The organism is Pseudoalteromonas sp. T1lg122 (assembly GCF_002964825.1).
Taxonomy (GTDB): domain Bacteria; phylum Pseudomonadota; class Gammaproteobacteria; order Enterobacterales; family Alteromonadaceae; genus Pseudoalteromonas; species Pseudoalteromonas gelatinilytica.
In genome coordinates this window covers 409,018-430,618 of the sequence record NZ_PQCG01000007.1, presented here as the reverse complement: position 1 = coordinate 430,618, position 21,601 = coordinate 409,018, and the positions used below count along the sequence as shown (strand labels likewise).

The following is a 21,601-nucleotide window of genomic DNA, read 5'->3' as shown; positions in this document are numbered from 1 at the left end:
GTTATTGCTCCTTAGGACCATTTAGGATTTTGGTCCAGCTGGATAATGCATGGCTTTGTTTCGTGCTTTTTTCTTCATTCATGTCGATAATAATCGCTTCAACACGTCTATCAGAATGGCGTTTTGATCGTGAGTCAGGTTCATCACTGTATGGCGTTAAACTACCTTGCGTTAAGGTGGTGATGGTTGCTGGATTCACCCCATAAATGCCAAGCCAGTGTTTCACTGTTTCTGCCCGTTTAAGTGCTAACTCGTAGTTATTTTGTTGCTGACCACTTATATCTGCATGACCAACAAGCAGTAAGTCCACTTCATCAACTTGCTTAATTAAGTCAGCCGCTTGCGCTAAACGTGTTAAGTATTTCGGAGTAACCTGAAAATCGTTTAGCGAAAACTGATTATCACTGTTTAAAAGCTCGCTGATTTGATCTTTTAACGACGCCGTCATGGTAGCCTCAGATCGTGTTCCTCCTGCACATTGGCTCATTGCGTTGACGGTCTCAAAGTGCTTAGCAAGCTGATTTAAGCCATGATAATGAATCAATAAGTCATGCTCAGCATCAGACCACATTTGCGCAGCTATAAGGCGTCTAATACGGTTTTCGTAAATTTGCGCTTTAAGTAATTGGGCAGGCATACACTGCTTAATACCTTGTGCTTTTAATAGATCTAACTTTAAAACATGATGTTGAAATTCACTCAATACGACCGTTTCTTGCGTGTCGTAAATCATCTCGTGTTGCTCATCAGTTAGCGGGTAATTTTGATATTTTTCAGCCCAGCCTCCTTGCCCTTCATCAGGCCAAGAAGCACATCCACCAAGCGTGAGCAAAATGACTGTAAATAGTATGTGCTTCATAAATCACCTCACGCGATATCAGCTTGTTCGATAAATGGAATCGTTTTATCAACCCTTAATAGGCTCATTAACTTATGCGGTTGCCCTGAAACATTAAGCAGTGATAGTTTTTGCCCTTTTTTCTCGATACGTTTATATAAAAACACCATGGCACCGATACCAGATGAATCAATGAACTTCGTCGAGGTAAAATCAAGAACCACACTTTGTTGTTTGCCGTGTGCAACTTCTTCAAACTGGTCTTTAAAGCCATCAACGGCAAGACCAGAGAAATCAGTTGGTAGTGAAATTAGTTTGGTTTCGTTTGAGAATGTAGTGTTGTTAGCCATGATCTGCACCTTTGTATAATGGGTTAGTCATAGTAACTAGTACAACTAGAATGCCAGTTTATAAGATGTTGATATTTAATGGTTAAATATCGAGGCGATGCATAATGCAATTAACTTTTTACTGTTAATTTGCATTATGCAACGTGATTTGCTTAATTGATATTGCAAAAAGCTAGTTAGTTATTGGCCTTTTCCGGTAAAAACGACCTGTAATGTTTTAAGCACAATTGAAAACTCTAGTTTTGCCCAAGCGCGTGGTGACGACATACTGAGTGAATAAGCGTAATCCCAGCCAATTTTACTGCGTGCATCATCAATGGTTTCGTCATAACCATTCATCACCTGAGCAAGGCCAGAGATACCCGGTTTAACGCCATAAGTACGCTGGCAAAAGTAAGGGATATCTTTTTCTAGTTTACCGTAGAATACGGGGCGCTCAGGGCGTGGCCCAATTAATGACATCTCACCTTTAAGTACGTTAATTAACTGTGGGAGCTCATCAATCCGGGTTTTACGCATGAAACGCCCGACCGCTGTTATTCTTGGGTCATCTTTACTGGCCCACACAGCGCCTGAACGTGACTCCGCATCAACCACCATAGAGCGAAACTTATAAACATAAAATAGCTCAACAAAATCATCAGAGCTTTCACCTACCCTAAGTTGCTTAAAGATGATTGGCCCTTTTGAGGTTAGCTTTATTGCCAATGCGGCGATTAAACACACAGGCCAAACAAGACTTAGCGCAAATAAGGCACCTGTAATATCTAAGCTTCGCTTAATGATTTTAATAACCGATTTTGTTGGTTTTTTACTTGCCGTTTTCACCCGTTGCCATGGGTTATTAAAATAACCTTGCTCGTAACGGATGATCCCCCAAAGTGCTAAAAAGTAGCTATTTAAGATGTAATTCACTTTATCGACGATAGGAATACGTTTTTTAATCTCGAATAGCGTTTTAATCGCTTGCACGGTATGAAGTGATAAAATTGCTGCTGCGATAAGTTCAGACCACAACGACTGCGACACGAGGGCTTCTAAAAAGACACAGACATAAATACCCGCTAAAATAACTGGCATCACTCCACGTAGGACTTTATGCGAAAAGAAATTTAGACACGTCCAGCCTAAGCGTGGATTAAGTAATAAAAGCAGTGCTTTAATCTGCTGCCAGTTACCAGCGCCAACACGTACTCTGCGTTTATAATCTTCGCTTTGTTCGTCGCATTCACATTCGTAAATGACCACCTCTTCATCAACAATGGCTTTACCCCCTTTGCTTAACGCTTTCATTGATAACACGAAGTCGTCGTTGATGGTGTTTTTCTCTAATTCACACGCGTATTCAGCGCGCATGGCGAACATCGCTCCGGGTACGCCAATCACGGCACCAAGGTTTGACTCTGATTTTTTAACCTTATTCTGATACTGCCAATAAGCTTTTTGCGCATCAGGGGCATTTTCATCTAAGGTGTAAACACCGGTCGAAATAGCGACCTTAGGATCACTAAACTGCTGGGCTACTTTGTCTAATGCATCTATGCTGAGTAATGCACTGACATCGGTGAAAAGCAAAATGTCGTTATGGTATTTGGCTACGCCCATTAAGGTGTTTAATCCTTGAACTTTGCCTTGGTTTTCATCACGAAAATGAAAGAAACACTTTACACCTTGTTTATGTAAAACCTGTTGAGCTTTAAGGGCTTGTTGATAACTTTTATCGGTGCAGCCATCAAAATATACATGAATAGTGTAATGGTTCGTGTCATAAACCAGTGACGCTAAGTTATGTAGCTTTTCTGCTATGTGGGCTTGTTCATTATAAGCGCACATCAAGATAGCAATGTTAGGGAGTGTATTTTCATCGTATTGTGCAGGTTTAACCGGTTTTACTTTTTTTGTGCTAACGCACTTAAGTAATAACGGATAACCAATGTGATGATACAGCGCAACACACAGTAAAATGACAAATAAGGTCGTTAAAATAGTCATGATTGGCTCCTACACTGCTAAAGCAGAATATAAACTATCGTATTTACTGCTCATGGTTCTTGCATCAGCAACAGCAATAGCGTGATGACGAATACATAAACCATGCGGTAGTTTGCTTGCTCTTAAAATTGCTGGGGCAAGCTGGCTAAATTCTTTAGGAGAGACAAGCTCTCCTTCGTTAGCAGTGAGCACTTCATGAATTCCGCCAACATCGGATGCAACCACAGGGATGCCACAGGCCATGGCTTCAATAATTGACAGTGGTAAGCCTTCACGTTGTGAGTACAAACACATAACATCGATACTTGAATAAAATGCGCGCATATCGTGAACATTACCAAGAAAATGAACACGTTCGTTTAGCCCTAAATTACGCACTAAATTCATTAACCCCACTTTCTGGTCGCCATCTCCTGCAAATACCATATGATAGTCTTGAGGTAAGTAATGCAAAGCGTGAATAAGATCTTTGTGCCCTTTGCCATCTATTAAGCGTGCTGCACAGCCAACCAGTTTTATCTTTTTTGGTAAGTTAAGCTGATCTCTTGCCGTGTCTTGCGAGATTGCTATAAAGCTATCGCAATCAATGCCATTTAAAATGGTTCGTTCTGGGATAATGGCTGTTTTTGCTCTAAATTCATCGGCAACTATTCGCGCATCTGCGACCCAATAAATGTTCGTCAACGAATCAAGTAACTTTGTAAATGTACATTGCTTAACATTGTTCAAATACCAAGCGTCATGAATGGTTGATATGTGGCGAACTGAATCACCCGACAATGCGCACGCTAAGCCCGCATAAATAACTGGGCCAACATGATGGCTATGGATGATATCGATATCGTGCTCTTTAACTAAAGACTTAATCTTTGCGATAACAGAAAGGCTGATACCGGGCTTTTTATTTAAGCAAATAACACGATGGCTAAATTCTTCTAATTCGGGCCACTGTTCAAAAGCAGACTGTCTGTCTCCTTCGAGCGAAACAATGATGCTAGAGCGGCTAAATTGACTATTTTTGAGAAGTGTAATTGCCATTTTTTCAAGGCCACCTACTTGAAGGTGTTGAACTAAGTGCATGACATTCATGATTTATCTCCTTCAATGTTACCGAAGTTAGTCTCGGCATTGACGATAGGAAGTACTGTTACCACTTGGGCGCTGGTAAGTTTTTCAATGGTTTTAATATCTTTGAGGTGGCTATCACAAAGCGCTGCTACAAATACACTTGCACCACCTGTGAAAATGCCAAGAATTAGACCCACAATGACAGTCATTACCATAGAGGTATTGATAGGTTGAGTTGGGCTGTAAGCTCGTTCTATGGTTTTTACTTTATCTGGGCCTTCGTATTTAACTAACTTGCCTGTTACTTTTGCCATTTCATAACGGCTAAGCATGTCTTTATAGAGCGATTGCTTAACTTCGTAATCGCGCTCTAATTTGCGTAATTGTTTTTCAACATCGCTGGTTACTAACAAACGTTCACTTACAAGTTTTACCTGCTCTTCTAACATCGCAAACTCTTGCTCTTGCTGAAGTAAATTATTGCGAGCTTCTTCTAGGGCAAGAATTGAGAGACCAAAACACTACTCTCTTTGCCATCACCAGATGGTAAGGTGTTTACCATTTGCCATAACTGATCGAGGTTTGTGGTATCGAGCTTTTCGCTTGATTCTAATAACGCTTGTTGACGGTTTTTTAAATTTGCGAGAGTGCGCTTCTTCTCTATGATTTTGCTGTGTTTTTCGGTGTAGCGTGTGCGTAAAAGACTTAACTCAGATTCAGTACGGACTATTTTTTCTTCTAAATTGCCTAAAATTGGGTTTGCTTGACCAACCTTGCTCACCAGTGCATTTAGCTTTGCTTTGGCACCTGAAAGAGCAATCAGCTTTTGTTGTTTCTCGCTTAATAAATTATCAAAGGTTTGACGATTACTGTGTAATACATCAGGTAAGGTATTGCTATTTTGTGTTTTAAAGACAGCTAATGCTTCTTCTGAAAGCTCAAGTTCTTCTCGCAAGCTATCAAGTTGTTTAAAGAAAAACTGCTCAGAGGTATCCAGTGATGCCTTCGTTGGGGCAAGTAAGCGTTCGATAAATTTTTCGACCACCTTTTCTAGCACAGGCTTCATTTGCGTTTGGTCATGCCAAATAAAGTTAATCCGTACCAGCTCATCGCCAATTAAAGAAAGCGATAAGGCTTTTGAGAGTTGTTGATGAATTTCTTCTACTTGTTTGGGTGGCGCATCTTCTGCGATTAATTGAGTTTCTTTAGCAACCGCGATAAGTACTTTGCGACTAATAACTAAGGTACGCAGTGCAGCCATACGATCAGAAAGCTGAAACGAGAAAGAAAGATCATCTAAATAAGGATTCAGTAACGCTGACTCTTCAATCAAAATCGTTGCGTGATTGGTATATTGCTTTTGAGCTGATAATCCAAGTGCGATAACGACAATTGGAATAATGCAAAACGGAATGATAAAGAGTTTAATACGCGTGTATAGCGCATAAAGCCCTAAATAAATTAACCGTTTGATCTGCTCTTTTACTAACATGTTTGACCTTTTGCTTTGCATTTTGCGAAATTACTCTGTGTTAATTCGCAAATTGATAAAAATTGACCGAGATTTTCTTAGCTAATTAGTAAATTGCAGTTAGTGAGCCAAAATGAAAAAAGCTGCATGATGAAGCGATACAAGATGCAGCTTTTGGGTTTAATAGTTTAATCAGCAAAATCTAAGTTGCTTGCAGACTAATGAGGCTTTTGCTTGCCAACTATGGTTATGTGCAAGCAATGACTGGTTTGCGCGCCAATTTAAGAAATCAGATTTACTTAAGCTCACAGCATAATCAACGCGCTCAATAAAGCCCTGATGGTTGTCAGCGATTAAGATCGTTTCTTGGTATGGGTCAACCGCAGCAAAACGTGTGGTTACGATGGGTGTGCCCGTCGCTATGTATTCTTTTAATTTAAGAGGATCACATGCTCTGATCTGATCGTTATCAACAAACGGTAAGATGGATACCTGCCAATGCTGCGAAAATGAGGCTAGACGCTGATGATCAACAGCCTCTATGTGCGTTACATTCTGAAGTTTTAGAAGCTCTTGGAAATCCTCTACTAGATGGCCAATTAGCACTAATTGATAGTCTGGCCTCTCTTTAGCGAGTTTTAACAATAAGGCTTTATCTAACCAGGCATTGAGAGAACCATAAAAGCCAATGATAGGTTCACTTATATGCTCAAGTTCAGAGGCTTTCGCGGTTTGCGTAGTAAAAAGCGCTAAATCAACGCCATGTGAGAGCATTTTTACTTTGTGCTTTGGCATTTTGTTGGCAAGACGCTCACTGACAACATATATAGTGTCTGCTTTTTCAATAAGCTCATGTTCAAACGGCGCAACCATTTTATGATCAACGCCTGCAAGAGCTGCGAAATCATCGCCACAATAATACACCACTTTATCCTGCTCACGCGGTGCAATTAAACTGATTGCTGTTGGCACACTTAGCCAATAAACAATTGGCTCATCGTTTATAAAGTTTTTTCGTTGAAAAACCCATTTATTAAATAACCTTACTAAAACGTTATCGTGCCAAGGTAAAACCGCTAATGTGTGTGCAGTGAAATTGTCATCGTTTATTTTGTTTACTGTTCGATTGTTTGCCGTTTTCTTTGTTGATAATAAAAGGCTTTTTAATTTATTGAAGACCCGCTTTACATCAACTAAACGCAATGTTGGTTTACGCATACCTATCGAGTTAATCCAAATAACGGAGTGCTGTTGTGCCAGTTGTTTGAACAAATGCTGAGTACTGCTTGGGTGGCTTTGCCAATCTTCACCAAAAACAATGAATTTCATAATCAGTCCTCCAGCTGTTTAACTACTTTTGCTGGATTACCGGCCACGATGGTATTTGCTGGTACATCTTTGGTTACGACCGCACTTGCAGCAACGATTGCCCCTTCACCAATTGTGACACCGGCAAGTACAGTCGCACCTGTACCAATCCAGGCGCCCTGTTTAATGATGATATCGCCTATTTGTGACTCGTCATCAGGCTCACCTATTGCTCGTCTTGCAGAGTTTAATGGATGCCCTGGAAACCCTGCTAAAAACACCCTGCCCGCTAAACGCACATCATCTTCAAGTACAATTTTACGGCCAACTGAAAAGGCATTTTGCCAACCTATATCCACATTACTGCCAATTATCAGTTTAGGTGTGTAATGGCCATGACTACGCCCACAAAATGTGCTGATACCGCTAATTCGGGTATTGTCATTACAACTTATCTCAAGTTTTCCTAAAATTTGAGGCATTCCTGAATACAGGTATAAATTAGCTTTTGAACCGCTAATTTGGCTTTTGAACAAGGGCGTATAGTAAAAAATTCGTCCAACTTCACTCAGCAATGTTTTTATCACTAAATGTAATTTATATAACAGTGAATGAAGGCCTGGGATCACCCACATTTGCGGATTGCGAATCGATTTGGCAATTTGAAAAAGCGATTTTGCAATTGCACTGTCGCTTGATTTAAGCCAGTGTTTAATTTGTTCACTCATGTGAGGTCTCCCTTTGTTTATCAATTACAAGCTTTTCTAACGCAATGGTTAAAGCAAGAATGATATAAATAGGCCATGTAAATGCTTGAGTTAAAAAGGTTCCTGATACCATAAAGCCAATTAAACCGCCTTTTAGCGCTTTAGCATTTACATCAATTTGTTCGTCTTTAATTTGCTTATTCATTAAAAACACACGGTTTAAGCTACGGTAAATACAGGCAATCACTAAGACAAAAATACATATGCCAACAAGACCAGTTTCACCTAATACTTGAAACCATGTACTGTGTACTGCATGATTCTTGCCATCCCAATGCGGGCTATAAAAATAGTAATTAACAACAAAATTATTAACCCCGACACCGGTCAATGGATTGTATATCGCCATATTGATGGCAGCTTGCCACGCATAAATACGGCCCATGGCTGATTCATCTACTCCCCCTTCGTGTGAGCCACCACTTTGCCTGTCTGCGATACCCGCAAATGCAACCATGGCTAACATGCCTACCGCACCAATACAGCCAACAACAATTGGGTTTTTAACTCTTTGATAAATGAAAAAACTAAGAACAGCAGCAATGCCGAGTAAACCACCTCGACTTTGCGTCGCAACTACGCCACTAATTGCCGTGATCAAACAGATAAAGGCGATGATACGTCTTAGTTTATGCGCATTTGAATCAAACACTTCGGCTGCTAAAAAAGACACAGGGAACATCATTACCAGCGATAAATCGTTTGGGTCACCTAGCTGTGAACGCAGCTCACGAGAAATTGTGACGCGGGTTCCTTCAACTAGACCAATACCATTCATTTTGTTACTCAGGGCAACCAAGGCAATAGCGGCTCCTGAGATCATGATGCCAATTCGTACCACATTAAAATGCTTTAACGTGGTCATCCACCAGGATATTGCAAACACCATAATCAGTACTTTTGTGAGTACACCAGACCAATATTCCATCGCTAAGCCACGATTTGAGGCACTAAAAACACAAACAGTGAGCCAAACAAACCAAATGAAAAAGATTAGATGATTTGTATGCCAATGCGGTTTTAATTTTTGAGAGATAAATAAATGCCAAACAATCCCTAATAAAGAGGCCAACGCGAGTAACTTTGGAATTTTGAACGGCATCAAAAACGGAAATGCTTCGTGCAATCTAAAGTAGCTAAACAATATAAACAAAATGATAAACGCAACGCTTACCTTCACTGCCGTAAAAGCCGCAAAAGGTAATAATAATAAGGCAAATACGGCAATGGGACCTAGCAATGCGTAAGTCGCAACGACAAGTAAAGTGACCAAAATGCCATTAATGAATAGTTGATTTTGTTTATAGTAATTGAGCATATTGATGCCCCTTAACTAGACTTTTCATAACCTGCACAAGCAAGGTTTTATATTGAAATGAAAGGCCGACAAAATAGCAAAAGCAAACAACCCATTTAGCAAAAATGAGTTCGTTAAACTCTAGTGTGATAAGAACCATAGACCCCAGTGCTAACCAGCTCGGAATTAATGCCGCAAAATTTAACTGTAGAGGTTCGAAGTACTGACTAACTGAATATAAACAAACCAATTTGAAGCTTTGCATTATGATTAGTGCGAGGATTGCCCCTTCTACACCTTGGTTTGGGACTAAATAATACAATAAGCTCAGCCCAAGAAGTGCTGTTAAAAAGTTTATTATTGATACAAACACACCGTTTTTGTGCATGTAGCAGCCAATATTAACAATATCGCTGTGATGGCGAATAGCGACAACAATGATTAATAAAATCAGCCAACTATCTTTTCCATGATAGTCTGATGGTAGAACCGAATTAAACGCGATTGGGGCAAGCAAGCTCATTAAAATACACATCGCTAACCCGGCATTTAAAGACGTAATTGCATAACGTTGATATTGGCTTTTATCTTCTTTAATTAAACTAAATCGTTTTGCAAACCACCAAAGACGAATTGGCTCAAAGGTGAAGGATGTAATAATGGCAAATTGCGCAGCAACGTAATAGCTTGCCAAGACACTTTCATTAAACTGGGCAACAATAAACCAGTTCTCTGCGCCATTTCCGGCATAAACGAAAAGGCCTGAAGCGATGATAGAGGTTAAAAAAATCGTTTGCGATTTTTTGATTCGCCAGCTAAAGCGTGAGTAACTAACTTTTAGCGCCGAACTCATATCATTCAGAGTTAAACACATAATAATGCACGTACAGGCAACGCCTGAAGCCATCACACCTGTCACGTTAAAGCCCAGAACGAGTAAAGTGATAGTTAAGCAGGTTTGCATGACTGCGTGAGCAATACTATAGAAACAATATTTTTGCGCATAGCCAAACAAACGATAATAGGTATAAGGGATCGAAAGTACTGATGCAAAACACAAATTAACAGCGAGCAACCTAAAATCAAGCACACTAATTTGCGCAGGTAATAGAGAAATTATTTGTTCGGCAAATAAAAAACACCCAATTAAAAATACCGCACTAAATCCGATTGTTAATACTAACGAATCTCTAAATAACGCCATTTTCTCACGAAAAGAGGAGTATTGTTGTTTGAGCAATAGCTCTGGCAAGCCAAGTGAAACAATCAGAGAACATAACGCCGACATAGTGACTAAGAAATTAAGTTCGCCAAACTCACTTTTTTCTAAAAAGCGCGTGGTTATGGGTAACAAAATAAAGCCGAACCCTTTAACTGCAAGGATAGCTAAAGCAAAATAGCCAATTTGTTTTAAGTTACTCATAAAACCTCCCTATAAAGATTCAACCCATTTGGAAAGTTGCTCTGCTTGTTTAACGGCGTTGTAATGCTCGTTAACGTGTTGCTTCGCATTTTGACCAAGTAAATAGCGTTTATGGGGAGAAAGCTGATGGAATTTATACAGCATTTTACTTAGCCCAGAGATACTGCCGGGCATACACTTCATACCCACGTTTGGGGTTACAATTTCGTTTGCCCCCATCAAAGTAGTTGTTAATACAGGCAGGCCACAGGCCATGGCTTCTTTTAAGACCAACGGGCCCGTATCACGGTCGCCATTTTCTGCAATACAAAATGGGGCAATAAGTGCTGAGTAATAAATCAGGTTTGAGCTAACCCAATCATGGGGTTTTTCGCCTAAAAATCGAATAGATTTGCGGATCCCCAGTTCTTCTGCCATGTACATTAAATCGTTGAGCATTGGGCCGTCGCCCACAATGTCGAGCGTAATACCGAACTCTTTAGGAATGTGTTTGAGTGCGGGTAAAAGAAATTGCAGCCCTTTCTTTTCAACAAGACGACCTATAAAAATTAATCGTACTGACTCATTGAGTGATGAAGGCACATATTTAAATTGGCTGGTATCAATACCACAATGAAGTAATTTAACATTGCTCTTTGAGAAGCGTTTAAATTGCATTGCCATTTCTTCACATACCGCAATCGAAAAATCGCAAAGCGCTAGTTTTGGTTTTAAATCGGCGTTGTTTACATAAACGTCATGGCCATGACCTATCGACGACACAGTTATATCAGCCAGCTTTGCAGCGACTATGCCATAAGCAAGTGGCCCATGCATAAAATGACAATGTAGATGATCAATCTTCGCCGCTTTTATATATCGTGCAATTTGATAACCGTACGCAAGTAATGATTGGGTTGAAATTGATTTAAATTGAGCTGCAGTGTGAGCTGCTTTTACTAACTTATAAATATTTAGCATTGAAGGCAGTATTAATTTAAACGCCGGTTTAGTGATTTTTTTCACTTCAATAGCGCTGGTTAAGTTAATCAACACACTGGTTTTTTCGAAGGTGAGAACCGTCACCTTGTGCCCTGCGTTTAACAGCGCTTTTATTTCTGTTACCACAAAGGTTTCTGATGCAATCGGAAAGCTTGGGACTAATATAGCAATGTGTTTCATAAAAAACGCTCCTATAAAAACGGTTATAAGAGCTATGGCAAGTTCCATACCCGACAAAAAAGCCACTAAATTCTCGAAATGAGATAAAAACATGCGTTGCATTTGCAAAATGCAACGCACAAAGAGAAAAGGCTGAGTTATTTAACAGAAAATACAGATTTAAAGCTGGCGTCTAAATTGCGTATCCTTTACTACGTGAAGAAATGCTTTTGGAGCATATTATGAACAGCCAAGTCAGTATTATCATTCCAAACTACAACTGTTTACAGTATTTAGATACTTGTATTAACAGCATTTATCAGCAAAAAAATGTGCAGTTCGAGATCATTATTGTCGATGATGGCTCTACTGATGGCAGTATCGACTACCTACAACAACTTGCCGCTGAAAAAAATGAAGTACGGATTTTTTGTCAACAACGAAAAGGTGTTGTTGCTGCAAGAAACCTTGCAATTACACAAGCAAACTCAGACTACCTTGCTTTTTTAGATGCCGATGATTATTGGTCTGCAGATAAGCTCGCTAGCCAACTTGCATTCCATCTTAAACATCCAGATTGTGTTTTAAGCTTCACAGACTATATGCATTTTAATGAACAGAATGAGGACATAATTGGATGCTTCGACTATTGGCCTGAGTTTAAATGCAATAAACAAAGTAAAGATTTCCAATTACTTGAAAACCCAATCAGCCAAATGATCACCACCAATATTGTTGGTACATCATCAGTAATGGTTAAACGTTCAGCCATTGTTGGTGTGGGTGGTTTTGACAATAAATTAAGTAGCGCTACCGATTTAGATTGCTGGTTAAAAATAGCTAAACGCGGTGATGTCGCCTACTCAACTCTGTGTGCAATGCACTATTTAATGCGCGCCAATTCTATTACAGCAAACAGAGAGAACCGTTTAGCGGCGATGGTCGAAATTATAAATCGTAACCAATCTGTTGTATCAAACAATGAGCTTAAAAAAATTAAGGCGCGATTAAGTGAATGCTATGGCGAGTTTTATCGTGAGCTTGGGCATTATTCAAAAGCCTTAATGTATTCAAACAAAGCATTTTGGCTCTTTCCTCATAAACGAAACTTTAAACATATGCTCTATGATTTAAAGCACTTATTTGGAGTACATTCATGAAAAAAACCATCGTAATCATAGATGATGATGAAGCTATTTTACGATCGCTAAAACGACTGTTAGGTACCAATAACCATGTTATTTGTTTTAGCGATCCTTTATCTGCAATCGAGTTTGCGCAGCAAAACCCTATCAGCCTGGTCATATGTGACCTGCTGATGCCTGCAATTAGTGGTTTTGCTGTTTTAGAAGATATTAAACTGCTACAACCACACTGTTCTCGACTATTAATAACCGGTTACGCAGAACTTGAATCTTCGAAAAATGCATTAACGAATAATATTGCTAACATGATCACAGCTAAACCATGGGATAATTTTGAACTAACCATGCTAGTTGAAATATTAATTGAAAATAGCCACCTTAAAATTACTCAGGGATTATCAAACGTTAATTCGTATTGAAGTAATTTATGGTCACTACCCTTTACTTGTAAAGTTTGCACACGCGATAAGCTTATGTCGTCACTTGCAAGGCAATGATCAATTGGCAAATCTGTAAAAGGTAAACTCGCTAATACCGAAGTGGCTGACCAACTGCCATAGTAACCCATGCTATTAAAGCAGGTGTTGTTTGTGTTAATGAAGTAGCGAGACCATGGAACTGTATTAAAATCGCCAGCAACTAGCCAACTGCCTTTCAAATTTTTAATTTCTGCATTAACTTCTGCCAAAACCCTATTACGCTGAGTCCACAAAGTGTGAGTCCTAGGTGATGGAGGATGCAAAAACACACTATTTAACATAACGTTATTGTTTAAAAAGCTGAGTTTTACGTAGCCAAGCTTTGGGTTGTCAAAGCGTTTAATTTGCTTTTGCACAATAGGCAGTTTAGAAATAACAATAATACCAAATGGCGCCCCTTCTACTTCGGCATAACCAAACACATGATATTGAGTGTTTAGCGTATCAAGAACATGGCGCTGAGTATCATTAAACTCAAACAGCACTAAGATATCGTTTCGTTCTTCTACAAAATGGGTTTTGATGATCTGTGATAAATTCGGATTACTATATTGCAAATTTATTTGCGCGATTTTGATATCAGTATTGTTAGCCTCTGTATCAGCTGAGTAAGGTTTAAAATGAAATAGAACTAAGCCAATACTTAAAGCAAGTAAACTCAAAGAGAGCTTTTTACTCCACCACAATAAAAAAACGGCGGGGACAAAACTACATACAATCAGCACGCCCCGTAAAGCAGCCGCTAAATCAAACAGGTAATTATCGAATTGATTAAAGGCTAACACTAATATAACTATATAACTGAATAAAAATAGTAAACGCATCACTCTCCCCCTTTGATTATTTATAGCTTCATATATTGTTTCTTGCTGAGAGATTCATATAACAAATTATAGTATGATGTGTTCTTTATAGATATAAAATTAAGTACCCTAAGGTACTTAATTAAGTTAACACTTTCAGACAGTTTTATTCAAAACCGTTGATCATTTTATCGCATACAACTGGCGTTGGTCTGTGATTATCATCAACCGCTACAAACGTAAAGCTGCCAGAAATAGCTAAGTGTTTGTCATCTTTGTGCATTCTTTCTAAAAAGATTTCAACATCAACTTTAAGGCTGGTATTACCTACATGCACAACTTTCGAGATAAGTTCTGCAAATGTACCGGCTGGAATGGCTTCTTTAAAATCTACACGGTCAGACGAAATCGTTACAAGTGGCTTACGACAAAAACGTGTAGCTGCAATAAATGCTACTTCATCCATCCAAGCTAATGCGTCACCACCAAATAAAGTATTGTGGTGATTAGTACGGCCAGGAAAAACTGTTTTTGTAACTGATGTTGTTGAATCAGCAATACGCTTTGCAATAATAGCGTCACGATCGATTTGTTGTGTCATAGTCTCTACTTTTCATTAGCTAATGTGTCTTGCATCATTAGCGCAGGGTCAAGGCGTTCATTCTTCCAATTAAAACGCCAGTCTAAATGAGGGCCGGTTACGCGTCCGGTCGCGCCGATCTCCGCAATTTTATCGCCACGCTTAATTTCATCCCCTACTTTGACATCTAATTTGCTTAAATGAATATAAGTTGAAGTAACGCCATGGCCATGATCAAGAATTAAGGTACCACCAGAGTAATATAAGTCTGAATCAGCAAACACCACAGTACCGCTTACTGGTGCATACACTGGGCTACCCGTTTTATTGGCAATGTCTAAACCAAAGTGCGGGCGGCGAGGCTCACCATTAAAGTAACGCTGGCTACCATAAACACCTGAGATACGCCCAGTTGCCGGCTTATAAACAGGGTCTAAAAAGTATCGTAAATCCGAATTAACTTCGCGGGCTTTACGTACAGCAACAGCTTCACGGCTAATACGCTCAGACACTTCTTTTGGTGGCGAAACATACTTTTGTGCAACACCAGTAATTTTGTCAATTTTATAATCACGCTTAGTGATGACAATTGCTTGTTCGTGGCTAACACCTTTGCTGTCAGTCCAACTTAAGCTGTGATTTGTATCTGCATCACGGCCAAAACCAAATACAAACTCACCTTGAGAAGATAGTTTAAGTGGCTCGCCATTGAAACTGACACTTTTAGCACCTTCGATTTGCCCAGTTACTAAGCCACCTTGAGTTAAATGTCCTTTTAATTCGACAGCAGTAGCTGAAAGTGAAAACACCCCAGCTAATACTGCTAACAGTAGTCCTTTACGCATAACTGATAGACCCTTTGCCAACACCTTCATAAGCCGTAATTTTTACTTCTGATTCTGGGTATTGGATTTTTACTTGAGAGCTTAAGTAGTCTGCAATGCACTCAACCGTGGTATCGCAAGGTAAAATGTCGCAGCGTGATTTGTCTATCGCCATTTCAAAATAACCCTGCTGTGATGTGTAAGCAAAGCACACATCGTTATCTTGTGCAGTTACATGCTTAAGATCTGATTTATTGATTTCATCTTCAGCTGTTGCTAGATAAATGTCTTCCCATTTATCTGCCCACTCTTTTTGTAAGCGCGGCATTGCCATTCCATCAAGACTGATACCTATTTGAGAGCGATGGCCATGAATAATACGCTGACAATTACCGTCGTGCTTTTTAAGACCATGGCTATAGTGATAATAAAAACTTTGGCTATGCTCTGGGTATAATTTAATTTCGATCTTTTCGATGTTACTAGGCAGCTCTGGCATAATGGTTTTGATTAAAAACTCGGTTACCGACTTTTCATCAACAACATCTGCATCTATTAAACAAAATGCTTGGTTTGGAGCGCTCATAGCTAGGTGGTAATTATCACCAAAATGGCAATCTAGCACGCTGTGCTCAGCATGCTGTTTAAGTGAACCATTTAATTTGGCAGGCACTGCAAGTTTATGGTCGATACAGTTATCAATAATGCCCTTGATTTGCTTTTTAACTAAGCCAAAATCAAGCACCATCGACTCATCATTTAATTGGCCATGCAGAGTTAAATCCACAATCCAGCTCTCGCCAACTGCGCCGCGTTTATTACACAAGTAAGAAAAATCAATCACTGTCAGTGAGTTTACAAAAAGGATCATAAATTTCCTTTAGACTGGTTAAAGAATCACAGCAATTATAATGATTTTTACTTCACAATGCGCGGTTTTATCTCCCTTTATCGGCGACAGTTTAATTAAATGGTCATAAAACAAGCGAAAAATAGCAATTAATTAACTGCTCCGAGTTGTTTAGCGTACAAGTGTACGCTAAAGTACGGGGCAATTTCTAAGCGATGAATAAGAGTTATGGAACCTAAAAACAGCTATACAAAAGAAGAATTGGTCCTTTGTGGTCAAGGTGAAATGTTTGGTGAAGGCAACTGTCGTTTACCAAGTGACAACATGTTAATGATGGACCGCATTATCTCTATCACTGCTGACGGCGGTGAGCACGGTAAAGGTCAAATTGTTGCTGAACTAGATATCAACCCTGATCTTTGGTTCTTTGATTGTCACTTTAAAGGTGACCCGGTAATGCCTGGTTGTCTTGGCCTTGATGCAATGTGGCAATTAGTTGGTTTCTTCCTTGGCTGGTCTGGCGGCCCAGGTCTTGGCCGTGCACTAGGTGTAGGTGAAGTTAAATTCACAGGTCAAATCTTACCAACAGCTAAAAAAGTAACTTATCGTTTAGACATGAAGCGTGTTATTAAACGTAAATTATTCATGGGTATGGCTGATGGCACTGTAGAAGTTGATGGCCGCGTTATCTATGAAGCAAAAGATCTTAAAGTAGGTCTTTTCCAAGATACAACTGCATTCTAATATTGATGTGCAGATACAAAAAAGCCCCTAACTGGGGCTTTTTTGCGTAAATAAGGTGCCTATTTTAAGTTTTGAACATATTGCGGTTTTCAATAGCTTCTCGCCATCCGCCTAACCATTCTGATTTAGGGTCGATTTGTTGATAAGGGCATTGTTCTTTAGAACGGCCTGCCAAGCCTGCTTTATAACCTTGAGAATGAGCTCTTTCTAAACGATCTCTTTTCTGTCTCTTCATAGGTAATATCCTCACCTTTTATATTTATAGATATGTAGCGAAATTGACATCTACATTTAATGAATAGTTAATAAAACTGTTAAATTCAAATAACAAAAAGCAATTAAATAAATTGACAAAAACTAACGTGCTGATGATCAAATGAATTAACATTTTAAATGACTAAGTGGTCGTACCTCTTCAACTAAAACCATCTATTAATACACTTAAATTCAGCTAAAAAGCTTACAGCTCTTTTTAGCGTCATAATTTGTGACCAACATCAATTGAGCAAAGTTCCCAATTAAATTGTAATCATGACAAATTTATGATGATTACAATTTAAGCAATTTAGTTCTTGCATATTAAAAACCAATCGGTCTAATATGATGTATGGAAACAAATAAGACCACGCCAAGCCGTCGCGGCAGGCCACCAAAAATAGCACGATCAAATGCCGATACGCGCGCCCTGTTAATTAATACAGGTTTAGCTGTGTTAACCGAAAAAGGCTTTAGTGCGACCGGCATTGATTTAATCTTAAAATCTGCTCAAGTACCTAAAGGTTCTTTTTATCATTACTTCAAAAGTAAAAATGACTTTGGCTTAGCACTCATTGATGCGTATGACAGTTATTTTCAGGCCAAGTTAAAGCGCCATTTACTTAGCGATGAGATAAGTCCCCTTGAAAGAATTGTGTTGTTTGCCAATGATGCTAAACAAGGTATGGCAAAGTTTGAATTTTCGCGTGGTTGCTTAATAGGGAATTTAAATCAAGAACTCAGTCACCTTGATGAGCCGATGATTGATCGTATTAAGCAGGCTTACGCCAGCTGGCAAACTTTAATTGAGCAGTGCTTATTTGATGCTAAGCAGCAAAAGCAAATTCCTCAGGCATCAGATTGTAAAATGCTTGCTGAATTTTTTTGGATTGGCTGGGAAGGTGCGGTGATGCGTTCAAAACTTGATAAATCAAGTGAACCACTCACACTCTATACAGCGCAATTTTTACGTTTAATTTTATAAAGCCGTTTAGATGCGGTTTTATTTTAACCATTAAAAGACGATCGGTCTAAAAGGAGTCACCATGACAACATCAGTAAAATCGGTAGTTATCAACAAAGATGATCAAGGTTATCGTGCCGAATACACAGATTTCCCTGTAGAGAACATCCACCAGCACGAGGTAAATATTGATGTTGACTACAGTTCATTGAATTACAAAGATGCCCTAGCCATTACAGGTAAAGGCCCTGTGGTAAGAACATTTCCTATGATCCCCGGAATTGACCTTGCAGGCACAGTAACAGACTCTAAAAGCGATGAATTTAAAGTAGGTGATAAAGTTCTGCTAAATGGCTTTGGTGTTGGGGAGAAATACTTAGGTGGTCTAAGTGAAAAAGCATCTATGAACGCTGATTGGCTTATTCCCCTCCCCGCTAATTTAACACCAAAACAGGCAATGCAAATTGGTACTGCTGGGTATACGGCAATGCTCAGTATTATTGCCTTAGAAAAGCAAGGTATCACACCACAAAGCGGCGAAATTCTCGTCACCGGAGCCAATGGTGGCGTGGGTAGTTTTGCTATCTATTTACTAAATAAACTTGGCTTTGATGTTGTTGCCACAACAGGCCGCATGAACGAAGAAGCGCACCTTGAAAAATTAGGTGCGAAACGTGTTTTATCTCGCGAAGAATTCTCAGCACCTGGGAAACCACTCGCTAAAGAGCAATTCGCTGGCGCAATTGATTCTGTGGGTAGCCACACCCTTGCAAATGTGTGCGCATCGATTAAATACGGTGGTGTTGTAACTGCCTGTGGTTTAGCACAAGGTATGGACTTTCCGGCAACGGTAGCGCCGTTTATCCTTCGTGGCATTAGTCTAATGGGTATAGATAGTGTAATGCGCCCTAAAGCTGACCGAATTGAAGCATGGCAACGTTTAAGTGAGTTAGTTGAGGCGCAGTACCTAGATGCTATTTCGCAAGAAATTCCACTTTCTGAAGCCGTTGCAAATGCAGAAGCCCTATTAAAAGGTGAAATTCGCGGCCGTGTAGTAGTTAATTGTAAAGAATAAGCTCGAATATAAACATTCTTAGCAAGTTAGCTATAAAACTAGGGTAAAGGCAATTATACTTACCCTAGTTTTGTAATCCCGGAAAGTCTAATGAGTAATAAAGAAATTTTCAGCAATAACCCACTGCAAGGTGTTGGTATCGAGCAAGTCGTGACAGAACTTGTCGAGCAATATGGCTGGGAATTACTCCACGCCTATATGCGTTTGAACTGCTTTAAGAATAACCCAGATGTAAAATCTGCGGTTAAGTTTTTACGTAAAACCCAATGGGCACAAGAAAAAGTCGAGAACTTTTATTTGTATCGTCTTAAAAACTTACCACGCCCAGACAATGTAAACTACGAATTACCTCCGCGCGATCGTGTGATCCCTGCAGATCAAAAACCAGGTGAACCATGTGAGTTAAGTTTTACTGACGCTAAACGCATCCACGCTAAAAAAGAAGCAAAACAACTTGCTCGAGCTCGTAAACAACGTTCAAGTGCTAGTAACCCTTGGGGTAATTGATCTTTAAGTTTTTAGCTGTAAGTTGAAATGAGCCGCCTGTTAGGGCGGCTTTTTTATGTGAGTTAGCGAGTTAGCGAGTTAGCGAGTTAGCGAGTTAGCGAGTTAGCGAGTTAGCGAGTTAGCGAGTTAGCGAGTTAGCGAGTTAGCGAGTTAAGACTTGAAGGGCTATTTAAAGACGTCAATATTTTTGTTATTAATTTAAGGGTAACGTGATTATGTTAGACTGCTTTCATCATCATTAATGTCATTAAAAAAGGATGTGTATGTCTAACTACAACGAATCACCTGAACAAATCGCAAATGCAACGCAAGGTTATGTAATGCAACAAACAATGTTGCGCATTAAAGATCCAAAGCCTTCTTTAGATTTCTATCAAAATGTTTTAGGTATGAAGTTACTTGGTAAATATGACTTCCCAAAAATGGAGTTTACGCTGTACTTTTTAGGTTATGAGCAAGAAATGCCAAAAGGCAGCGATAAAGAAAAAGCACAGTGGGTATTTCGCCGCCCTGCTCTTATTGAGCTTACACATAATTGGGGTACAGAACACGACGACAGTTTTGCTGGTTACCATAGTGGTAATGATGAACCAAAAGGCTTTGGTCATATCGGTATTAGTGTGCCAGACGTGTACGCAGCATGCGAGCGTTTTGCAAAATACGATGTTGAGTTTGTAAAAAAACCAGACGATGGCTCGATGAAAGGCCTAGCCTTTATAAAAGACCCAGATGGCTATTGGATAGAGATACTCTCAGCTGAAGGGATCACTGAAATAATTGAAGAGCATAAGTAAGATTTCACCATCTAATAACCTGCTATTTAGCAGGTTATTTTAATTTACGCTTTTGATTTGTAGTAGTCAGTGTTTGTATGTTTTGCATTAGTAAGTGAATGTCAGGCTCAATAAGAAGCTTTTTATTTGGAATAAATAAAAAACACTGTAATTTTTTAGCGAGTTGGCAAATTGAAAAGCAAAAATTACTTATGTCTTTCCTTAAATCAACTCTAATTACAATTTCATCAATCGATTCATCACTAACAGAAATAGTAATTTCATTTGATTGACTATTACCCCACATTTTAAAATCGGAAATATTACTTTCAGTTCTTACTAAAACATTATCCAACAGCTTGTCTATTTGCACATTTGGTTGGTGGTGTTTCCACACGCAGGCAGTATCGAAATAACCATCGGCATTGTAGAGTTCCTCAACTGAATTATTTTTATCTTCTACCCATTGTGCAGGTATTAGAACTATTGTTGTTTGCCAAATAGCCATCGTTTTTTAAATACTCTTATAATTAAAGAAAGTGCCAAGAAACATCATAACAAGGGCCATTTAAATCATATTGCAGTTCTTGATCATTCTGGGTAAAGGTCGCTGTAGCTTTAAATTTAAAGTTTGACGTATCTTTTCTGTTAATTGCCAAAGCTTGCTCTATTTCATCCCATCTTTGAGATATACCACCATGCCCAGGATGACTATCGGCTTTTAATTCACCTGACTGATATTTTTTATTCCATTTAACAAAAATTTGCCATTGCTCAATCTCTAATTGAAGTTCAGATTCTGATATTAAATAAAGAGAAAACTCATCAGTAAAACCACTGTCATCATTGAAGTCTGAAACAAACCTGTAATGTCTCCCCTCAATAGATGTGATACCCTCTCTTGGCCCATCATAATATAAATTTTCGACAAGGACTTTAGACATTAGC

The 21,601-nt window shown here is 39.2% G+C and carries 23 protein-coding genes and 1 pseudogene; 7 read left to right on the top strand and 17 right to left on the bottom strand.

The annotated features are described in order from the left end of the window. Position 1 precedes the first annotated feature (1 nt). The 10 genes and pseudogenes from C2M33_RS07370 to C2M33_RS07325 all read right to left on the bottom strand — a co-directional run bounded on the left by C2M33_RS07370 (position 2) and on the right by C2M33_RS07325 (position 11,675). On the bottom strand, positions 2–859 hold the full coding sequence (locus tag C2M33_RS07370) for an OmpA family protein (RefSeq protein ID WP_105174121.1): 858 nt from the start codon (positions 857–859) through the stop codon (positions 2–4). 8 nt (positions 860–867) lie between these two features. Beyond that, complete coding sequence (locus tag C2M33_RS07365; protein WP_063705287.1) at positions 868–1,188, bottom strand: STAS domain-containing protein; 321 nt, start codon at positions 1,186–1,188, stop codon at positions 868–870. A 180-nt stretch (positions 1,189–1,368) separates the two neighbouring features. Then, positions 1,369–3,180 (bottom strand): sugar transferase, encoded by a 1,812-nt coding sequence (locus C2M33_RS07360; RefSeq protein ID WP_105174120.1) that lies wholly within the window; start codon positions 3,178–3,180, stop codon positions 1,369–1,371. Between the two features lie 9 nt (positions 3,181–3,189). Continuing rightward, positions 3,190–4,269: a glycosyltransferase gene (locus C2M33_RS07355; RefSeq protein ID WP_105174119.1), complete on the bottom strand. Its 1,080-nt coding sequence runs from the start codon at positions 4,267–4,269 to the stop codon at positions 3,190–3,192. Then, positions 4,266–5,740: pseudogene (locus tag C2M33_RS07350) on the bottom strand (GumC family protein). Before C2M33_RS07350 ends, C2M33_RS07355 begins: the two are co-directional and overlap by 4 nt. A gap of 171 nt (positions 5,741–5,911) precedes the next feature. Then, positions 5,912–7,048: a glycosyltransferase gene (locus tag C2M33_RS07345; RefSeq protein ID WP_105174118.1), complete on the bottom strand. Its 1,137-nt coding sequence runs from the start codon at positions 7,046–7,048 to the stop codon at positions 5,912–5,914. 2 nt (positions 7,049–7,050) lie between these two features. Next, positions 7,051–7,755, bottom strand: a complete 705-nt coding sequence (locus C2M33_RS07340; RefSeq protein WP_105174117.1) for an acyltransferase — start codon at positions 7,753–7,755, stop codon at positions 7,051–7,053. Continuing rightward, entirely contained in the window at positions 7,748–9,112 is a 1,365-nt protein-coding gene (locus C2M33_RS07335; protein WP_105174116.1) for an O-antigen ligase family protein, read from the bottom strand. The genes C2M33_RS07340 and C2M33_RS07335 overlap by 8 nt, the downstream gene beginning before the upstream one ends. Continuing rightward, a complete protein-coding gene (locus C2M33_RS07330) occupies positions 9,096–10,514 on the bottom strand; it encodes a lipopolysaccharide biosynthesis protein (RefSeq protein WP_105174115.1) in 1,419 nt (472 codons plus the stop codon). The genes C2M33_RS07335 and C2M33_RS07330 overlap by 17 nt, the downstream gene beginning before the upstream one ends. Positions 10,515–10,523: 9 nt before the next feature. Next, positions 10,524–11,675, bottom strand: a complete 1,152-nt coding sequence (locus tag C2M33_RS07325) for a glycosyltransferase (RefSeq protein WP_063705304.1) — start codon at positions 11,673–11,675, stop codon at positions 10,524–10,526. A 221-nt stretch (positions 11,676–11,896) separates the two neighbouring features. Here C2M33_RS07325 and C2M33_RS07320 point away from each other — a divergent pair, with 221 nt between their 5' ends. Then, a complete protein-coding gene (locus tag C2M33_RS07320; RefSeq protein WP_105174114.1) occupies positions 11,897–12,814 on the top strand; it encodes a glycosyltransferase family 2 protein in 918 nt (305 codons plus the stop codon). Continuing rightward, positions 12,811–13,218 carry a response regulator gene (locus C2M33_RS07315; RefSeq protein WP_105174113.1) on the top strand — a complete coding sequence of 136 codons (408 nt, stop codon included), beginning with the start codon at positions 12,811–12,813 and terminating at the stop codon, positions 13,216–13,218. Before C2M33_RS07320 ends, C2M33_RS07315 begins: the two co-directional genes overlap by 4 nt. Here the strand turns inward: C2M33_RS07315 and C2M33_RS07310 are convergent. From C2M33_RS07310 to C2M33_RS07295, 4 genes are all read right to left on the bottom strand, one after another. Then, on the bottom strand, positions 13,188–14,102 hold the full coding sequence (locus C2M33_RS07310) for an endonuclease/exonuclease/phosphatase family protein (RefSeq protein WP_105174112.1): 915 nt from the start codon (positions 14,100–14,102) through the stop codon (positions 13,188–13,190). The two genes, C2M33_RS07315 and C2M33_RS07310, sit on opposite strands and share 31 nt — an antisense overlap. A gap of 145 nt (positions 14,103–14,247) precedes the next feature. Continuing rightward, positions 14,248–14,682, bottom strand: coding sequence for an acyl-CoA thioesterase (locus tag C2M33_RS07305; RefSeq protein ID WP_063705312.1), 435 nt, complete (start codon positions 14,680–14,682; stop codon positions 14,248–14,250). Positions 14,683–14,687: 5 nt separating this feature from the next. Continuing rightward, complete coding sequence (locus C2M33_RS07300; RefSeq protein WP_105174111.1) at positions 14,688–15,506, bottom strand: M23 family metallopeptidase; 819 nt, start codon at positions 15,504–15,506, stop codon at positions 14,688–14,690. Continuing rightward, on the bottom strand, positions 15,499–16,356 hold the full coding sequence (locus tag C2M33_RS07295) for a 6-carboxytetrahydropterin synthase (protein WP_105174110.1): 858 nt from the start codon (positions 16,354–16,356) through the stop codon (positions 15,499–15,501). The genes C2M33_RS07300 and C2M33_RS07295 overlap by 8 nt, the downstream gene beginning before the upstream one ends. A 207-nt stretch (positions 16,357–16,563) precedes the next feature. On the opposite strand from C2M33_RS07295, the gene fabA reads away from it, so the two are divergent. Continuing rightward, entirely contained in the window at positions 16,564–17,079 is a 516-nt protein-coding gene (fabA, locus tag C2M33_RS07290; RefSeq protein WP_063705319.1) for a bifunctional 3-hydroxydecanoyl-ACP dehydratase/trans-2-decenoyl-ACP isomerase, read from the top strand. 64 nt (positions 17,080–17,143) lie between these two features. Here fabA and rmf read toward each other — a convergent pair whose 3' ends face one another. Further along, positions 17,144–17,314, bottom strand: coding sequence for a ribosome modulation factor (gene rmf / locus C2M33_RS07285; RefSeq protein WP_036968408.1), 171 nt, complete (start codon positions 17,312–17,314; stop codon positions 17,144–17,146). A 372-nt stretch (positions 17,315–17,686) separates the two neighbouring features. Here rmf and acuR point away from each other — a divergent pair, with 372 nt between their 5' ends. The 4 genes from acuR (at position 17,687) to gloA (ending at position 20,674) form a co-directional block, all read left to right on the top strand. Continuing rightward, on the top strand, positions 17,687–18,319 hold the full coding sequence (gene acuR / locus C2M33_RS07280) for an acrylate utilization transcriptional regulator AcuR (protein WP_063705322.1): 633 nt from the start codon (positions 17,687–17,689) through the stop codon (positions 18,317–18,319). 61 nt (positions 18,320–18,380) lie between these two features. Next, positions 18,381–19,373, top strand: a complete 993-nt coding sequence (gene acuI, locus C2M33_RS07275) for an acrylyl-CoA reductase (NADPH) (RefSeq protein WP_105174109.1) — start codon at positions 18,381–18,383, stop codon at positions 19,371–19,373. Positions 19,374–19,463: 90 nt separating this feature from the next. Continuing rightward, positions 19,464–19,880 (top strand): VF530 family DNA-binding protein, encoded by a 417-nt coding sequence (locus tag C2M33_RS07270; RefSeq protein ID WP_063705328.1) that lies wholly within the window; start codon positions 19,464–19,466, stop codon positions 19,878–19,880. Between the two features lie 263 nt (positions 19,881–20,143). Then, entirely contained in the window at positions 20,144–20,674 is a 531-nt protein-coding gene (gene gloA, locus C2M33_RS07265) for a lactoylglutathione lyase (protein WP_063705331.1), read from the top strand. 34 nt (positions 20,675–20,708) lie between these two features. Here gloA and C2M33_RS07260 read toward each other — a convergent pair whose 3' ends face one another. Continuing rightward, positions 20,709–21,161 carry a hypothetical protein gene (locus C2M33_RS07260; protein WP_063705334.1) on the bottom strand — a complete coding sequence of 151 codons (453 nt, stop codon included), beginning with the start codon at positions 21,159–21,161 and terminating at the stop codon, positions 20,709–20,711. A 22-nt stretch (positions 21,162–21,183) separates the two neighbouring features. Continuing rightward, on the bottom strand, positions 21,184–21,597 hold the full coding sequence (locus C2M33_RS07255; RefSeq protein ID WP_158685571.1) for a hypothetical protein: 414 nt from the start codon (positions 21,595–21,597) through the stop codon (positions 21,184–21,186). Positions 21,598–21,601: the final 4 nt, after the last annotated feature.

Coding starts and splice junctions, on each gene's coding strand:
- C2M33_RS07255 (WP_158685571.1), bottom strand. CDS start 21,597: ATGTCTAAAGTCCTTGTCGAAAATTTATATTATGATGGGCCAAGAGAG.
- C2M33_RS07340 (WP_105174117.1), bottom strand. CDS start 7,755: ATGAGTGAACAAATTAAACACTGGCTTAAATCAAGCGACAGTGCAATT.
- C2M33_RS07325 (WP_063705304.1), bottom strand. CDS start 11,675: ATGAAACACATTGCTATATTAGTCCCAAGCTTTCCGATTGCATCAGAA.
- C2M33_RS07330 (WP_105174115.1), bottom strand. CDS start 10,514: ATGAGTAACTTAAAACAAATTGGCTATTTTGCTTTAGCTATCCTTGCA.
- fabA (WP_063705319.1), top strand. CDS start 16,564: ATGGAACCTAAAAACAGCTATACAAAAGAAGAATTGGTCCTTTGTGGT.
- gloA (WP_063705331.1), top strand. CDS start 20,144: ATGTCTAACTACAACGAATCACCTGAACAAATCGCAAATGCAACGCAA.
- C2M33_RS07320 (WP_105174114.1), top strand. CDS start 11,897: ATGAACAGCCAAGTCAGTATTATCATTCCAAACTACAACTGTTTACAG.
- C2M33_RS07315 (WP_105174113.1), top strand. CDS start 12,811: ATGAAAAAAACCATCGTAATCATAGATGATGATGAAGCTATTTTACGA.
- rmf (WP_036968408.1), bottom strand. CDS start 17,314: ATGAAGAGACAGAAAAGAGATCGTTTAGAAAGAGCTCATTCTCAAGGT.
- C2M33_RS07300 (WP_105174111.1), bottom strand. CDS start 15,506: ATGCGTAAAGGACTACTGTTAGCAGTATTAGCTGGGGTGTTTTCACTT.
- acuR (WP_063705322.1), top strand. CDS start 17,687: ATGGAAACAAATAAGACCACGCCAAGCCGTCGCGGCAGGCCACCAAAA.
- C2M33_RS07360 (WP_105174120.1), bottom strand. CDS start 3,180: ATGACTATTTTAACGACCTTATTTGTCATTTTACTGTGTGTTGCGCTG.
- C2M33_RS07345 (WP_105174118.1), bottom strand. CDS start 7,048: ATGAAATTCATTGTTTTTGGTGAAGATTGGCAAAGCCACCCAAGCAGT.
- C2M33_RS07260 (WP_063705334.1), bottom strand. CDS start 21,161: ATGGCTATTTGGCAAACAACAATAGTTCTAATACCTGCACAATGGGTA.
- acuI (WP_105174109.1), top strand. CDS start 18,381: ATGACAACATCAGTAAAATCGGTAGTTATCAACAAAGATGATCAAGGT.
- C2M33_RS07335 (WP_105174116.1), bottom strand. CDS start 9,112: ATGCTCAATTACTATAAACAAAATCAACTATTCATTAATGGCATTTTG.
- C2M33_RS07305 (WP_063705312.1), bottom strand. CDS start 14,682: ATGACACAACAAATCGATCGTGACGCTATTATTGCAAAGCGTATTGCT.
- C2M33_RS07365 (WP_063705287.1), bottom strand. CDS start 1,188: ATGGCTAACAACACTACATTCTCAAACGAAACCAAACTAATTTCACTA.
- C2M33_RS07270 (WP_063705328.1), top strand. CDS start 19,464: ATGAGTAATAAAGAAATTTTCAGCAATAACCCACTGCAAGGTGTTGGT.
- C2M33_RS07370 (WP_105174121.1), bottom strand. CDS start 859: ATGAAGCACATACTATTTACAGTCATTTTGCTCACGCTTGGTGGATGT.
- C2M33_RS07310 (WP_105174112.1), bottom strand. CDS start 14,102: ATGCGTTTACTATTTTTATTCAGTTATATAGTTATATTAGTGTTAGCC.
- C2M33_RS07295 (WP_105174110.1), bottom strand. CDS start 16,356: ATGATCCTTTTTGTAAACTCACTGACAGTGATTGATTTTTCTTACTTG.
- C2M33_RS07355 (WP_105174119.1), bottom strand. CDS start 4,269: ATGAATGTCATGCACTTAGTTCAACACCTTCAAGTAGGTGGCCTTGAA.